The sequence below is a fragment of the Pseudomonas sp. SG-MS2 genome (assembly GCF_009933855.1).
Taxonomy (GTDB): Bacteria; Pseudomonadota; Gammaproteobacteria; order Pseudomonadales; family Pseudomonadaceae; genus Aquipseudomonas; species Aquipseudomonas putida_E.
Map to the genome: position 1 here is coordinate 1 of NZ_MOMO01000199.1, position 14,725 is coordinate 14,725.

The 14,725-nt window shown below is 62.8% G+C and carries 14 protein-coding genes; 8 read left to right on the forward strand and 6 right to left on the reverse strand.

Features of this window, described 5'->3' with window-relative positions; genetic code table 11:
* Positions 1 to 70: 70 nt before the first annotated feature.
* Entirely contained in the window at positions 71 to 2,680 is a 2,610-nt protein-coding gene (gene acnB / locus BLX42_RS16890) for a bifunctional aconitate hydratase 2/2-methylisocitrate dehydratase (protein WP_046787308.1), read from the reverse strand.
* Positions 2,681 to 3,085: 405 nt separating this feature from the next.
* Here acnB and BLX42_RS16895 point away from each other — a divergent pair, with 405 nt between their 5' ends.
* Together BLX42_RS16895 and BLX42_RS16900 are read left to right on the forward strand one after the other, a co-directional pair.
* Entirely contained in the window at positions 3,086 to 3,553 is a 468-nt protein-coding gene (locus BLX42_RS16895; protein WP_046787307.1) for a DUF1289 domain-containing protein, read from the forward strand.
* 68 nt (positions 3,554 to 3,621) lie between these two features.
* Positions 3,622 to 4,383, forward strand: a complete 762-nt coding sequence (locus tag BLX42_RS16900; protein WP_161872220.1) for a hypothetical protein — start codon at positions 3,622 to 3,624, stop codon at positions 4,381 to 4,383.
* 27 nt (positions 4,384 to 4,410) lie between these two features.
* Here the strand turns inward: BLX42_RS16900 and queD are convergent, their stop codons facing one another.
* Positions 4,411 to 4,767 carry a 6-carboxytetrahydropterin synthase QueD gene (gene queD / locus BLX42_RS16905; RefSeq protein ID WP_012313684.1) on the reverse strand — a complete coding sequence of 119 codons (357 nt, stop codon included), beginning with the start codon at positions 4,765 to 4,767 and terminating at the stop codon, positions 4,411 to 4,413.
* Between the two features lie 51 nt (positions 4,768 to 4,818).
* Positions 4,819 to 5,898, reverse strand: a complete 1,080-nt coding sequence (locus tag BLX42_RS16910) for a patatin-like phospholipase family protein (RefSeq protein ID WP_125923219.1) — start codon at positions 5,896 to 5,898, stop codon at positions 4,819 to 4,821.
* Positions 5,899 to 6,051: 153 nt separating this feature from the next.
* Here BLX42_RS16910 and BLX42_RS16915 point away from each other — a divergent pair, with 153 nt between their 5' ends.
* The 5 genes from BLX42_RS16915 to BLX42_RS16935 all read left to right on the forward strand — a co-directional run bounded on the left by BLX42_RS16915 (position 6,052) and on the right by BLX42_RS16935 (position 10,024).
* Entirely contained in the window at positions 6,052 to 6,360 is a 309-nt protein-coding gene (locus tag BLX42_RS16915) for a PepSY domain-containing protein (protein ID WP_046787304.1), read from the forward strand.
* Entirely contained in the window at positions 6,360 to 6,674 is a 315-nt protein-coding gene (locus BLX42_RS16920; RefSeq protein WP_012313687.1) for a PepSY domain-containing protein, read from the forward strand. Before BLX42_RS16915 ends, BLX42_RS16920 begins: the two co-directional genes overlap by 1 nt.
* Entirely contained in the window at positions 6,675 to 7,343 is a 669-nt protein-coding gene (locus tag BLX42_RS16925; protein ID WP_161872221.1) for a response regulator transcription factor, read from the forward strand.
* Entirely contained in the window at positions 7,340 to 8,659 is a 1,320-nt protein-coding gene (locus BLX42_RS16930) for a sensor histidine kinase (protein ID WP_115275349.1), read from the forward strand. The genes BLX42_RS16925 and BLX42_RS16930 overlap by 4 nt, the downstream gene beginning before the upstream one ends.
* A 207-nt stretch (positions 8,660 to 8,866) precedes the next feature.
* On the forward strand, positions 8,867 to 10,024 hold the full coding sequence (locus BLX42_RS16935; RefSeq protein ID WP_161872222.1) for an HPP family protein: 1,158 nt from the start codon (positions 8,867 to 8,869) through the stop codon (positions 10,022 to 10,024).
* Here BLX42_RS16935 and BLX42_RS16940 read toward each other — a convergent pair.
* Positions 9,998 to 10,864 carry a LysR family transcriptional regulator gene (locus BLX42_RS16940; RefSeq protein ID WP_039602801.1) on the reverse strand — a complete coding sequence of 289 codons (867 nt, stop codon included), beginning with the start codon at positions 10,862 to 10,864 and terminating at the stop codon, positions 9,998 to 10,000. The two genes, BLX42_RS16935 and BLX42_RS16940, sit on opposite strands and share 27 nt — an antisense overlap.
* Before the next feature lie 180 nt (positions 10,865 to 11,044).
* Here BLX42_RS16940 and BLX42_RS16945 point away from each other — a divergent pair, with 180 nt between their 5' ends.
* Complete coding sequence (locus BLX42_RS16945) at positions 11,045 to 12,934, forward strand: propionyl-CoA synthetase (RefSeq protein WP_161872224.1); 1,890 nt, start codon at positions 11,045 to 11,047, stop codon at positions 12,932 to 12,934.
* Between the two features lie 34 nt (positions 12,935 to 12,968).
* Here the strand turns inward: BLX42_RS16945 and zapE are convergent, their stop codons facing one another.
* Positions 12,969 to 14,051 (reverse strand): cell division protein ZapE, encoded by a 1,083-nt coding sequence (gene zapE / locus BLX42_RS16950; RefSeq protein ID WP_161872223.1) that lies wholly within the window; start codon positions 14,049 to 14,051, stop codon positions 12,969 to 12,971.
* Positions 14,052 to 14,156: 105 nt separating this feature from the next.
* Complete coding sequence (locus BLX42_RS16955) at positions 14,157 to 14,399, reverse strand: hypothetical protein (protein ID WP_039602799.1); 243 nt, start codon at positions 14,397 to 14,399, stop codon at positions 14,157 to 14,159.
* Between the last annotated feature and the right edge of the window lie 326 nt (positions 14,400 to 14,725).

The window sequence follows — 14,725 nt, forward strand, 5'->3', positions numbered from 1 at the left end:
GATCTGAGGCGAGCAAAAGCAAAAAACCCCGGCATTGATGCCGGGGTTTTTTCTTGTAGCGTACCGCTGATTACGCTTGAACAACCGGGATCTTGGCGTTGGCCGCAGCTTCGCGGAACTCGGCGATCTGGTCGAAGCTCAGGTAGCGGTAAACGTCGGCAGCCATGCTGTCGATGTCTTTCGCGTACTGCATGTACTCCTCGACGGTCGGCAGCTTGCCGATGATCGATGCGACAGCAGCCAGCTCGGCCGATGCCAGGTAGACGTTGGTGGCGTCGCCCAGGCGGTTCGGGAAGTTACGGGTCGACGTGGAGACCACGGTCGAACCGGTCTGCACACGTGCCTGGTTACCCATGCACAGCGAGCAGCCTGGCATTTCCATGCGCGCACCGGCCTTGCCGTAGATGCCGTAGTAGCCTTCTTCGGTCAGCTGGTGGGCGTCCATCTTGGTGGGCGGAGCCAGCCACAGACGAGTCGGAATACCGCCCTTGACCTTCTCCAGCAGCTTGCCGGCAGCGCGGAAGTGACCAATGTTGGTCATGCACGAACCGATGAACACTTCGTCGATCTTCTCGCCCTGTACCGACGACAGCAGGCGGGCGTCGTCCGGGTCGTTCGGCGCGCAGAGCACAGGCTCCTTGACGTCGGCCAGGTCGATTTCGATGATTTCGGCGTATTCGGCATCGGCGTCAGCCGACAGCAGCTCAGGCTTGGCCAGCCAGGCTTCCATGGCCTGGGCGCGACGCTCCAGGGTGCGGGCATCGCCGTAGCCTTCGCCGATCATCCAGCGCAGCAGGGTGATGTTCGACTTCAGGTACTCGGCGATGGCCTTTTCCGGCAGTTTGATGGTGCAGCCGGCAGCGGAACGCTCTGCCGAGGCGTCGGACAGTTCGAACGCTTGCTCGACGGTCAGTTCGTCCAGGCCTTCGATTTCCAGGATGCGGCCGGAGAAGGCGTTTTTCTTGCCTTTCTTCTCGACGGTCAGCAGGCCCTGCTGGATGGCGTAGTAAGGGATGGCATGCACCAGGTCACGCAGGGTGATGCCTGGCTGCAGTTTGCCCTTGAAGCGCACCAGGATCGACTCTGGCATGTCCAGCGGCATGACGCCGGTGGCGGCAGCGAAGGCCACCAGGCCGGAACCGGCCGGGAACGAGATGCCGATCGGGAAACGGGTGTGCGAGTCACCACCGGTACCGACGGTGTCAGGCATCAGCATGCGGTTCAGCCAGCTGTGGATGATGCCGTCGCCTGGGCGCAGCGACACGCCGCCACGGGTGCGGATGAAGTCTGGCAGGGTGTGGTGGGTAGTGACGTCGATCGGCTTCGGATAGGCCGCGGTGTGGCAGAACGACTGCATCACCAGGTCAGCGGAGAAGCCCAGGCACGCCAGGTCTTTGAGCTCATCGCGGGTCATCGGGCCAGTGGTGTCCTGGGAGCCGACGGTGGTCATCTTCGGCTCGCAGTAAGCACCTGGGCGCACGCCCTGGCCTTCGGGCAGGCCGCAGGCACGGCCGACCATTTTCTGAGCCAGGGTGAAGCCCTTGCCGGAATCGGCAGGCTGCTCTGGCTTCTTGAACAGGTCGGATGCACCCAGGCCCAGCTCGGTACGGGCTTTTTCGGTCAGGCCACGGCCGACGATCAGCGGGATACGGCCGCCAGCGCGGACTTCATCCAGCAGTACTTCGGTTTTCAGCTCGAAGCTGGTGACCAGCTCGTCGCTGTCGTGACGGCGTACTTCACCTTTGTACGGGTAGACGTCGATGACGTCGCCCATGCCCAGGTTGGTGCAGTCGAATTCGATCGGCAGGGCACCGGCGTCTTCCATGGTGTTGTAGAAGATCGGGGCGATCTTGGTGCCGAAGCAGAAGCCACCGGCGCGCTTGTTCGGCACGTACGGGATGTCGTCGCCGAAGAACCACAGCACCGAGTTGGTGGCGGATTTGCGCGAAGAACCGGTACCGACCACGTCACCGACGTAGGCGACCGGGAAGCCTTTGGCCTTGACCGCTTCGATCTGCGCCAGCGGGCCGACCGAGCCCGGCTGCTGCGGCTCGATGCCGTCGCGGGCCATTTTCAGCATGGCCAAGGCGTGCAGCGGGATGTCAGGGCGCGACCAGGCGTCCGGGGCAGGGGACAGGTCGTCAGTGTTGGTTTCGCCCGGCACCTTGAACACGGTCAGGGTGTACTTGTCGGCGATGGCCGGACGCGAGGTGAACCACTCGCCGGCAGCCCAGGATTCCAGCACGGCCTTGGCGTGAGCGTTGCCCGCCTTGGCTTTTTCGGCCACGTCGTGGAAGGCATCGAACATCAGCAGGGTGTGCTTGAGCTTTTCGGCCGCGACGGCGCCCAGTTCGGCGTCATCCAGCAGCGCGACCAGCGTTTCGATGTTGTAGCCGCCCTGCATGGTGCCCAGCAGCTCGGTAGCGTGCTTGCGGTCGATCAGTGGCGAGTTGGCTTCACCCTTGGCCACGGCAGACAGGAAAGCGGCCTTGACGTAGGCAGCTTCGTCGACTCCTGGTGGAACGCGGTGGGTGATCAGGTCTACGAGGAAGGCTTCTTCGCCGGCCGGCGGGTTTTTCAGCAGCTCGACCAGGCCTGCGGTTTGTTCGGCGTTCAGCGGCTGGGGCACGATACCCAGGGCGGCACGCTCTTCGATGTGTTTGCGGTAGGCTTCAAGCACAGTTATTACCCTCATCAGTGGTCCCTAAAGGGAGTCCGGGACGCTCATCCAGCATTCTCTGCACCCATGCGCCATCACGGCTTCTTGGGCCGCCCAGCCAGGGTCGCAGAGAATCCTTACAGAAGCTGCTTTCAAAGTTTTACGCCTGCAGAACGGGGGCTGATGAGGGCTGGCGCGGGCATGCGAGGGGTGCATGGCCCGGGCCAACGCCGTTCTACCGGATCAACTGTGCTCGTGACGCTTTGAAAACAGCTTCCAACGGACATTGTTGCCTTGAAAAGGCGGGATGATTCTACGGCAAATTGTCGCAGAAGGTAAGGCGGCGAACATGACTTTAACGAGTGACCCTGGTTAGACAAAGGGCTAACATGGGCCTGTGTTCCACCGCCAAGCCGTTGTTTTTCCATGCCCAACCAGTCCATCAAGACCCCTTGCGTCGGCCTTTGCTCCACGGTGTATGGAGACACGGTGTGCCGTGGCTGCAAGCGTTTCCATCACGAAGTCATCCACTGGAACGCTTACGACGACGATCACAAGCGTGCCGTTTTGCTGCGCCTGGAACAGTTGCTGGTGCAGGTGATGATGGCCAAGCTGGAAGTGTTCGATACGAACCTGCTGCGTCAGCAGCTGCAGCAGCGCTCCATCCGCTTTGTCGAGCAGCAGTCTGAGTATTGTTGGGCGTATCAGCTGATTGCACGCGGTGCCCGCCTGATTCGCGACCTGGAAGCGTACGGGATGGCGTTGCTGCCCGAGTTTCGGGACTGGGAGCTGCCGCAGTTGCGCGATGCCATCGACCGCGAATTCTTTTTATTGTCCGAGGCGCATTACCAGCGCTATATCGCGCCGGGGTTCCTGCGTACCGAACTGAGGTAAGCCTTCTTCCTGCCCCCTGCCTTGAAAAGGCGCCACTGTGCGTTTTTTATCGAGCGTAGGGAGTTTGGATGATGGCGGAGCTTTGTTTTGAACCGCTGCTGAGTTTTACCGCGACATGCCGCTGGCAATTGCTGGATGCACCATTGCGGGCCGCCCAGATTGACGATGATGAAATCACCCGGCCGTTCTGGGTCGAATTCGATGACTGGAACGGTGACGATGGTTGGCTGATGACCAGCCTGGACTACGGCGAGGAAATGTTGCAATCGCTCCTGATTGACTCGCTATGGGGGCGCGAGGCTCGTAAGCGTGCGTTTTGTGACGCTTTCTGGTTTGGTGTCTATCGACTTGCAACAGGCTTCGTTTACGAGATCCGCCCGGCATATGAGGGCAATAATGTCGACCGTTGGCCTTCACTGGAATACTGGCTCGACGTCAGTCGGAACGGTTATCTGGGCTTTTACCCGGCGCGTTCGGATGCCGGTGTGTGCAAGGACGACCCCGCCAGTCTGGCGTTGCGAGACCCCTTCGGGACATCCGTGGTGCTACCCGCCGACCCGCCTGTCGATCTGGAGACGGCACTGTACAAGCTGACCGCCGGGCGGCGAACGCCACTGTGGCATATCCCTGGCCTGGATCCACAGGAGTTGCAAGAAGGGCAAGTGCTGTTGAACCTGAAGCTCTATAGCGCAGACGGTCGGCAAGTGAGGCGACGGGTGGAGCGGGTTGCATACCTCAACAACCGTCGAGGCGAGCGTGGCCAGTTCAGCCTGCAGGTGTCTAACCCTTGTGTGCCGCCTCACCCTCGTCCGCTCGTTGCCAAGGCTTGACCCCGTGCTCGTGTAGCGCAGCGCCAGTCAATCGCCGCTGTATTCGCAGCCGCTGGTGCAGGTTTCATGAATACGCACCTTGGACAGCTCCGGCAGCAGCGGCTTGACCTGCTCCCAGATCCACTTGGCGATGACCTCGCTGGTGGGGTTTTCCAGGCCTGGAATATCGTTGAGGTAGTTGTGGTCCAACTGCTCGTAGATCGGCTTGAAGATCGCCTTGATCTCGGAAAAGTCGCGGATCCAGCCGGTATGCGGGTCAAGCGGGCCGGTCAGATGCAGGCCGACCTTGAACGAGTGGCCATGCAGGCGGCCGCATTTGTGCCCGGCCGGGACGTTAGGCAGGCGGTGGGCCGATTCGAAGGTAAATTCCTTAAAGATTTCCACGGTCAGAACTCTGTGTGTATCGAAGATGCGCGCAGTCTACCAGCATGGTCGCTACAAGGCTTGCAGGCGTTCGTGCAGCCGCCCGGTGGCGATCAGCTCCAGCAGTTCGTCACCCAGCCGCTGGCTTTCGGCAATGGCCTGGTACCAGTAGCGTTTGCGGCTGGGTGCATCGCCCATGAAACGCTTGAAGTCGTTGCGGTCGGGCAGCTTGCCGAAGGGCAGTGCGGCCAGGTACTGCGGTGACGGCGTTACCAGCAGTACATTGCGCAGGCGTGTGGCATCGCCCTTGCGCCATGGTAGCGCTTTGTCGAACCAGCCAGGCACGACCTTGTCGGTGAAATGCGGGTAAAGCACCAGGTCGTCGCCGCGGTATGGCAGGTCGAGGTGATAGTCGAGCAAACCGCCGTCGCGGTAGGTGCCCGCACCCGCACCGGGGATGTCGCGCACGCCTTCCATGACCATCGGGATCGAGCCGGACGCGAGCAGGGCGTGGCGCAGGTTGCCCTGGCCCAGTGGCAGGTAGCGTGAGGGAAAGTCTGTGAGTTGATCCAGCGGCGGGGCGGCACGCTCATCGTGCAGGATGACCCGTTCGAAATGCCGGCCCAGGCGTGAGCGCCCCAGCAGATTGCTGGCGATCACCGAGCCCAGCCCCATCCCCAACCGGCCGCGGTGGTCGTGGGCAAGATGGCCGTGGCTCTTCACCACCAGGATGTTCAGGCGGTAGTACGGGTTTGCCAGGATCTGCCCATCGCGCCCTTGCAGCAGGTCGTCGAGCATCTGCTGGCAACTGCGGCTGATCTGGGCTGCGGTCACACCTTTGGCGAAGTCCTGTTCGGTATACAGCTCGCCGAGGCGGCGGATGCCTGCGACCGGGTCGTCAAGGCAGGCGCTGGCGAAACGCCAGGAGCCGATCGATGCGCCAATCAATGCCCGCTGGCGAGGGGCCGATGGCAGCCACTCGCCAAACAGCGCCAGGTCCAATCCCTGAATCCCCAGCGGCTTGGGCCCGCCAGCGGCGCCTGGCACCACACCGACGTCCGCTGCCTGCAGCCCGCGTTCGCGGATCTGCTGCAGGGCACGTTTGCCGGCCTTCAGGGTCAGAGCCGGGTACTTGATATGGATGGCGCTCATGGACGGCCTCGCAACTCACAGGAGGGCCATTATAGGGAGTCGCTGGTTGATGCGCTGCGCTATCATGGCGCCAGCTATTTTCAGGTTGAGTTAAGGACCGGTGGATAATCTTAACTCCGTAGACAAATTGCACACCTCGATGGAGAGAACCTGATGAAAACCCTGACTGCCTTGTTCACTGCCGCTGCGCTTGCTTTCGGTGCCAACGTCGCCCTGGCCAAGGACGTCCAGCCTGACGAAGTGGTCAAGCTGGTGAATGCCAAGACCATCAAGTCGCTGGATGAGCTCAAGGCCACTGCCGTTGCCAAGCACCCGGGCGCCACCGTCACCGATTCGGAGCTGGAAAACGAATACGGTCGCTACATCTACAAGGTCGAGATGCGTGACACCCAGAACGTCGAATGGGACGTTGACCTGGACGCCAAGACCGGTGAAGTGCTGAAGGACGAACAGGACCGCTGATGATCCACTTGACCCGGTCGGCGCGCTACCTGGCGCTCTCGCTGCTGGCCGTCTGCTCCTTGGCCGTTGCTCGCGACCTGGATCAGGATGAGGCCCTGCAGTTGCGCCAGAAAGGCGTGATTCTGCCGCTCGAGCAATTGCTCGAGACCGCCCTGGGGCGCCACCCCGGGGCGCGGTTGCTGGAGGCGGAGCTGGAAGAAGACGATGATCGCTACGAATACGAAGTCGAGCTGCTGACCACCGAAGGCGTGGTGCGCGAGATCAAACTCGATGCCAGCACGGGTGCCCTGCTCAAAGACGAGGAAGACGACTGAATGCGCCTGTTGCTTGTCGAGGACAACGTTCCCCTGGCTGACGAACTGATCGCTGGCCTGCAGCGCCAGGGCTATGCCGTGGACTGGCTGGCCGACGGCCGGGACGCGGTATACCAGGGCCAGAGCGAACCCTACGACTTGATCATTCTGGACCTCGGCCTGCCGGGGTTGCCGGGGCTGGACGTGCTGGCGCAGTGGCGTGCCGCAGGTCTGGCCACGCCGGTGCTGATCCTGACCGCGCGAGGCTCATGGGCCGAGCGCATCGAGGGGTTGAAGGCTGGCGCCGACGACTACCTGAGCAAGCCCTTCCACCCTGAAGAGCTGCAGTTGCGCATTCAGGCGCTGCTGCGCCGGGCGAAGGGCCTTGCCAACCAGCCCCGTCTTGAAGCCGCCGGGTTGCACCTGGACGAAAGCCGCCAGTGCGTGAGCCGCGAGGGGGTGGACATCCAGCTGACCGCTGCGGAGTTCCGCCTGTTGCGTTACTTCATGCTGCACCCTCAACAGATCCTCTCCAAGAGCCACCTGGCCGAGCACTTGTACGACGGTGAAACCGAGCGTGACTCCAACGTGCTCGAAGTGCACGTCAACCATTTGCGCCGCAAGCTGGGCCGCAGTGTCATCGAGACCCGCCGCGGGCAAGGCTACATCTACGCCGGGAGCACCGGGTGAAATCGATTCAGGCACGCTTGAGCCTGGGCCTTGTAGCCGTATTGGTGGTGGTCGGGGTGGTGCTTGCGCAGCTTACCTTGTGGTTGTTCGAGGCCGGTTTGCAGCGCTATCTGGAAAACGGCCTGCGCAAGGAAAGCGAGAACCTGCTGGTGGCGCTGGTGCGCGGGCCTTCGGGGTTGCAGTTGGATGAGCGGCGCATTTCCGCCGCCTATCAACGGCCGTTTTCCGGTTACTACTTCCGCATCGATTTCGACAAGGGCACCTGGCGCTCGCGCTCTTTATGGGACCTGGACATGCCGAAACCGGCCGCGCCCGGTCTCTCCGATAGCCACGAGCTGGGCCCGGAAGGCCAGCAGTTGCTTGCGCTGCGTGCCGATTACCGGCGGCTGGGCCAGGACATTTCGATCAGCGTCGCCCAGGATTACTCGCCTGTGCGCGAGGGGTTCCGGCGCCTGCAGCAGATCGGCCTGGGGATGGGTCTGGTGGCGCTGATCCTGGTGCTGGTGCTGCAGCGCATCACCGTCACCCGCTCGTTGCGCCCGCTGGAGCGGGCGCGTCAGCAGATTGCTCAATTGCAGCAAGGCCAGCGCTCGCAGCTCGATGCCCAAGTGCCCAGCGAACTGGCACCACTGGTGGGCCAGATCAATCATCTGCTCAGCCATACCGAAGACAGCCTGCGCCGTTCGCGCAACGCGTTGGGCAACCTGGGTCATGCATTGAAGACGCCATTGGCGGTGCTGCTGAGCCTGGCGTCCAGCGAGCGCCTGAATGGCTTGCCCGAAGTGCGTGCGCAACTGCGCGAGCAACTGGAGCAGATCCAGCAGCGCCTGGCACGCGAACTGAACCGGGCGCGCCTGGCCGGGGATGCGCTGCCTGGCGCTCAATTTGACTGCGATACCGAGCTTCCGGGGTTGCTCGCCACCTTGGGCATGATCCATGGCGAAGGCTTGCTGCTCGAGCGCGATGTACCGCCAGGGTTACTGCTGCCTTGGGACCGGGAGGACTTCCTGGAGCTGCTTGGCAACCTGCTGGATAACGCCTGCAAATGGGCTGACAGCGAAGTGCGCCTGGGCATAGCCCCGACCACCGAAGGCTATCAGGTGTGGGTCGACGATGACGGTCCGGGCATACCTGAAAGCCAGCGCCTGCAGGTGCTGGAGCGCGGTTCGCGGCTGGATGAGCAAGTGGATGGGCATGGCCTGGGGCTGGGAATCGTGCGGGATATCGTCGATGCCTGGGGTGGGTCTTTGGCCTTGCTCCAGAGCCCTTTGGGCGGGTTGCGGGTGAGTATCGATTTACCGCGCAAGGTGCGCTGACCCTCTCTGGCCCTGTCGCCGGCAGCAGCACTGCAAAAAAACTGCAGTACAGCCGCATTTTTTTGAATTGGCCCAAGCCCGACACTGGGCGGCACAATCCCCTGACGAAACCCTGCGGTTTCCATCTCTCCACGGACGGAGCCCCTAGGGCCCAGGCCAGTTCGGCTGGGCTTTCTTTTGATCAGAACCACAAACACGATTACTTGAATGACTGCCTCGCGTTCCGAAAGTCGTCTGCAGCGGCTGTTGCCGTCGCCCCTGAATATTCCTCCAAAACAATGGCTGCGTGCCGGCATCGGCGCGCTGCTCGGTTTGTTCCTCGCTGGCTGGTTGACCGGTATGGCCTACGGGCCTGGCATCGCCTTGCACCTGCTGGGCCCTCTTGCGGCTTCGGCAGTGCTGGTGTTCGCCGTGCATTCCGGGCCGTTGGCCCAGCCCTGGCCAGTGCTGGGCAGCTATGCGCTGGCGGGCGCAGTGGGCCTTGCCATGCGCGAGGGGTTCGGCCCCCACCTGTGGGTTGCGGCGGCTGCCTTGGGCATCTCGCTTTTGCTGATGTGCCTGTTGCGCTGCCTGCACCCGCCGGGTGGCGGTGTTGCGGTGAGCGCGGTGCTGGCCGATTCAGGGCTGACGGCGCTGGGCGACCACCTGCTGGAGCCCGTGTTGCTCAACGCGCTGATTCTGGTGACGGTGGCAGTGGTCTACAACCGTTTGACCGGCGTGCATTACCCCAAGGGTGCTGCGCCACGCAAGGACCAGCACCACACCCACGACCCGTTGCCCAGCGAGCGGGTCGGGGTCAGTGGTGCGGACCTGGATCAGGCGTTGGAAGAGTTGGGTGAGTTCGTCGACGTCACCCGCGATGAACTGGAGCGCATCATCCTGGCCACCGAGCAGCATGCCCTGCAGCGTAGCCTGGGCGGGATCAGCGCAGCTTCGGTGATGTCCCGCGATGTGCAGTTCGCCGCCCCCGACACCACCCTGGAACAGGCCTGGAAGATGCTCGCCAGTCATCACCTGAAAACCCTGCCGGTGCTGCAACAGGGCAAGCTGGTGGGTATCGTCAGCCTCAGCGATCTGCTCGGCCCGGCCATGCAGCGTGGCCGGTTCAGCTGGCGGGGGCTTTTCGCGGGCAAGGCCGTGCGTATGGAGCAGGTGATGAGCCGGCAGGTCATCAGTGTCAGCAGCCAGCACCCATTGCAACGCCTGCTGCCCCTGCTGTGCGAGCAAGGGCTGCACTGCCTGCCGGTGATCGATGGCGACCAGTTGGTCGGTGTGATCACCCAGACCGACCTGATCGCCGGCCTCAAGCGCCAGTTGCTCAGTGGCGCTGGCAGCGTTTCAGATCAGCGGGTCCCAGCGTTGTGACCAATCGCTGGCGCCGGAGGCCACCAGCCGGCGCAGCACCGCAAAGGCCTGTTGCAGGGCCTCGCTGTCGCGCTTGCGCGGGTAGACAAGGAAGGTCGGGTAGGTGAACTCCGGGGCTTGCGGCACCCGCTCGAATACCCCGCTGTCCAGATACGCCTGCACCACGCGGGTACGGAAATAGCCGCTGCCGCCTTTGTCGAGAATGAACTGCAGGGCCAGCGGCCCGAGGTTGAAGCTCAGCGCCGGTCGCGCGCAGTCGGGCAGGGCGGCGTCGTGCTGGCGGCGGAAGGCCTCGCCCCAGTCGATGTAGATGTACGGGTCGGGTTGCTCGACCCGGCGTATGCGGATCAGCTTCTCTTCCATCAACTGCTCTACCTGCAGGCCCGGGCCGTAGGTGGGCTGATAGACCAGTGCGGCGTCCAGCAGGCCCATCTCTACCTTGCGCAGCAAGGACTCACCGTCGCTGACCTCGCTGCGGATGGCGTGGCTGGGTAATGCGCAGTGCAAGGCGCTGACCCAGTCGAGCAGCATCGGGTTGCCCAGGCTCACTTCTGCCCCTACGTGCAGCACTTGCTGGCAGCCCTCGGGCAGCGGCAGGTCACGGCGCGCCGCCTCCCACGTCTGCACCAGCTGGTTGGCATAGCTGACGAAGGCTTCGCCATCACTGGTCAGGCTGGCGCCGTTGCGGCTACGCACGAACAGCTGGCAGCCCAGTTGCTGCTCGAGGCGCTGCACGCGGGCGGTGATGGCGGTCTGTGACACGAACAGGCGCTCGGCGGCGGCGACGAGGCTGCCGCACCGTACGACTTCCAGAAAGGTTCGGGCCTGCTCGATATCCATGGGCTGCTCTGTGGCGGGAAGGGTTGCCTATTCTAGAGGCTTTGCACCGTTATGGGGCGCTTTCGCCCGCGCTGCAAATCTGCATATGCGTTGTGACTTTAGTCCCATGGCGGCCGGTGCGTGGCGGTCCATACTCAAGGCTCGCCCTTCAATAACAACAAGTACCGGGTTGCCATCAACATGACCTACCAGCACAGCTACGCCCATTCCATTACCGACCCTGCTGCCTTCTGGGCCGAACAGGCCGAACATCTGGCCTGGTACCGCAAACCCACCCTTACGCTGCAGGAAAACCCGGACGGCACCCATCGCTGGTTCGCCGACGGCCGCCTGAACAGCTGCTACCTGGCCCTCGATCGGCAAATCGAGCTGGGCCGTGGCGAGCAGATGGCGTTGATCTACGACTCCCCCGTGACCGGTGTGCAGCAGGCGTTCACCTACAACCAGCTGCGTGACGAGGTGGCGCGCCTGGCCGGGTTGCTACGCCAGCTGGGGGTGGGCAAAGGCGATGGGGTGATCATCTACATGCCGATGGTGCCGCAGGCGGCCATGGCCATGCTCGCCTGCGCGCGTATCGGTGCGGTGCACTCGGTGGTGTTCGGTGGCTTTGCAGCCAACGAGCTGGCCCTGCGTATCGATGATGCGCGGCCAACGCTGCTGCTGACGGCGTCCTGCGGCCTGGAATTCGACCGGGTGATCGAGTACAAGCCGCTGGTCGACCGCGCGCTGCAACTGGCTCACCATCAGCCGCGCCACGTGCTGGTGCTGCAGCGGCCCCAGGCCAGCGCCCGGTTGCAGCCAAACCGCGACCTTGACTGGCAGCAAGCGTTGGTAAATGCCGAGCCGGTGCCTGCGGTCGAGCTGGAGTCGGCAGACCCGCTTTACATCATGTACACCTCCGGTACCACGGGCAAACCCAAGGGCATCGTCCGTGAGAACGGTGGCAACGCGGTCGCCCTCTGTTATGCCATGCGCCACATTTACGGCATGCAGGCCGGTGATGTGTGGTGGGGTATTTCCGATGTGGGCTGGGTGGTCGGCCATTCGCTGATCGTCTATGGGCCACTGATGAGCGGCTGCACCACGGTGTTCTACGAAGGCAAGCCGATCCGCACCCCGGATGCGTCGGCCTATTGGCGCGTGGTCGAGCAGTATGGGGTCAATGCCTTGTTCTGTGCACCGACCGCCATGCGGGCGATCCGCAAGGAGGACCCGGATGGCGAGCTGATCCGCCGGCATGACTTGAGTTCGCTGCGCCAGTTGTTCCTGGCCGGGGAAAAGCTCGATTCAAGCACCCACCAATGGCTTGAGCGGGTTACCGGCAAGCCGGTGCACGACCATTGGTGGCAGACCGAGACCGGCTGGCCAGTCACCGCGCCATGCGTGGGGCTGGAGGGCAGCGCGGCGCGTCCGGGTTCGAGCAACCGCGCGGTGCCGGGTTATCACGTACGTGTGCTGGATGACGATGGGCACTTGCTGGGCCCGAACCATCAGGGCGCCATCGTCATCGCTCTGCCGCTGCCGCCCGGTTGCAGCCAGACCTTGTGGGGCGATCATGAGCGCTACCTGCAGGCTTATCTGCAGACTTACCCGGGTTACTACCACACCGGTGATGGTGGCTACCTGGATGACGATGGCTTCGTCTACATCATGGGGCGAACCGATGATGTGATCAACGTCTCTGGCCATCGCCTTTCCACCGGCGAGATGGAGGACCTGGTGGCGTGCCACCCTGCGGTGGCCGAATGCGCGGTAATCGGTGTGCATGACGAGATCAAGGGCCAGGTGCCCTTGGCGCTGGTAGTGCTCAAGGACGGGGAGGGCATTACCGAGGCGCAACTGTTGGTGGACTTGGTGGGCAGGGTGCGTGAAGCGATCGGCGCGTTGGCCTGCTTCAACCGGGTGCGCTTGGTGAAACGGCTGCCCAAGACCCGCTCGGGCAAGATCCTGCGGGCGGTGCTGCGCAAAATTGCCGATGGCCAGGCGTATGTACCGCCCTCGACACTGGATGATCCGGCGGTGCTCAAAGAGATCGAAGCGGTGCTGGCGGATCTGCCCAGGGCAGGCTGACCGGTTGGCCTGGATAGCGCGTGAATGCGAGGGTTCAGCCGATGAAATCCTGCGGGCCGACCTGATGCAACTGCCCCAGCCGGCTGCGGGTGCGCATCAGGTCGGCAATGGTGCCGCCAAGGCTCTCTTCCAGCCGCCGCTGCCCGATCACCGTCACCTGGCAGTCCTGATCGTACAGCACATCCACCAGGTTGACGAAGCGCTGCTGCGCTGCCAATGAGCACTCCGAGAGGTCATCCAGCCCGTCGATGATCCAGGCATCATATTGCTGGGCAAGCTGCAGATAATCGATCACTGCTGTGGGCTGCTCGCACAGGTCGTCAAAGGCGAACATCACCAGCCTGCCGTTACTGGCGAGCGCGCGAAGGTTGCGTTTGTTCACCTCAAGCGTGAGCGGGTGCGCGGGCGGCACCTTCAGCGCAAGGCGCTGGGCCGCATCGCCCGGCCATACATAGTGGCCCTGGGTAAAGCGCTGGTGTTCGCGGTTGGCCGGCAGGCTGCGAAAGTCTGTGTCGCCGCCCACTTCAAGGACCTCCATGCGGCCATGGATCAGGCGGATCACCGGCAGGAATCGCTCGTGATACAGCGGGTTGGGCAGCAGGCCCTCGGGTGCGTAGTTCGAAGTCACCAGCACGAAGATGCCACGCGCGAACAAGGCATTGAACAGGCGGGTGAGCAGCATGGCATCACCGATGTCATGCACATGGAATTCGTCGAAACACAGCACCTTGCAGTCGCCCAGCAATGCGTCCAGCGTGGCGCCCAGGGCATCGTCAAGCAGCCTGTGACGGTGCATGCCCTGGTGCAGGCGGGCAAAAAAATCATGGAAGTGCAGGCGTTTTTTTGCCTCGATCGGCACTGCCTGGAAGAAACCGTCCAGCAGCCAGCTCTTGCCGCGGCCAACCGACCCGTACAAGTAAAGGCTGCGTGGTTCGCCTGGCAGGCGGGCAAGCTGCTCGGCCATGGCCTGGATGACCCGGCGCTGGCCCGCGCTGAGCTGATAGCCACGGCTGCGCGCCTTGTCTTCGAACCATGCGAGCAGCTCGCTCTGGCTGGAGGTGGCGGGTCGCAGGCGTTGGCCCAGTTGGCGCAGGGGGGAGGGGATCCAGGCAGACAAAAGCTAAGCTCCTTGGGCACAGGAAGGTCAGCGCGCAGCTTGCCCCAGGTCGGCCCTTTTAACCAATAGAAAAAGTGCGGGGCTTCTATCAGTTGGCCGGATAACTCAAACCTTGCGTTCCAGCTGACGCTCGATCATGTACTTGATGGCCAGCCGGCGCTCCTTGAGGTGGCGCAGGTCGTCGTCCTGAAAGTTACCTGCTGAAATCGCCTCGGCAGCCAGTACCTGGTTGTCGATGTCGACGTACTCGTCGAGCATTCGGTCAAGGGTCTTGTCCTGTTGACGGCGCTGCTGGACGATCTCGCGGGGGTAGTGCAGGTCCTGGTACAGGTCGTGGGAAACGGGCATGGCATCCTCCTTGGTCAATGCAAATGGCTTATCTGATTGGAAGGGCGCGATGCGATTGTGTTGAAGCCAAGCGGATTAAATGCGACGGATGGTCGTTTTGCGGCGTGTGAAAGGCCGGCAAAACACTAACCTGCTGTTTTAAAGCATTTTTTTTGCGCAAGGGGCTTCCCAGGTGCAAAGAATGTTGTTAAAGTGCCGCGCATTCCAAGACAACAACCCAGTTGTCACTCAGTTGGAATGGTCAGAGCAGCTAACGCTGCATCCGATACAGGGGCGTCGCCAAGCGGTAAGGCAGCAGGTTTTGATCCTGCCATGCGTTGGTTCGA